The sequence below is a fragment of the Parvimonas sp. D9 genome (genome assembly GCF_035282565.1).
GTDB classification, from domain to species: domain Bacteria; phylum Bacillota; class Clostridia; order Tissierellales; family Peptoniphilaceae; genus Parvimonas; species Parvimonas micra.
The window spans coordinates 1-251 of sequence record NZ_JAYKBM010000211.1 but is presented as its reverse complement, the minus strand read 5'-3'; the positions used below and the strand labels follow the sequence as shown (position 1 = coordinate 251).

Annotated in this window: 1 protein-coding gene; it reads left to right on the top strand. The window is 35.9% G+C overall.

Translation table 11 applies throughout. The annotated features are described in order from the left end of the window. Positions 1-251: hypothetical protein (locus tag VJI94_RS08595; protein WP_324009066.1), on the top strand; the 251-nt coding region annotated here is incomplete at both ends.

The following is a 251-nucleotide window of genomic DNA, read 5'->3' as shown; positions in this document are numbered from 1 at the left end:
AACTCTATGGAAAAAGTAACAGCAAAAGCTTCTATCGGAATCCAGAAGCCTGTTTCAGAAGTATTTGAAGTGATTATCAATCCGGAAATAATGCAGAATTATTTCATTTCCAAAGGTTCCGGAAGAATGGAAGCAGGTAAAGAAATCTTCTGGTCTTTCCCCGAATTTGATGGTTCTTATCCATTGACAACGAAAGAAATAATTCCCAATGAAAAAATTGTTTTTGTTTGGGATCCAGAATCTGTTGTGAC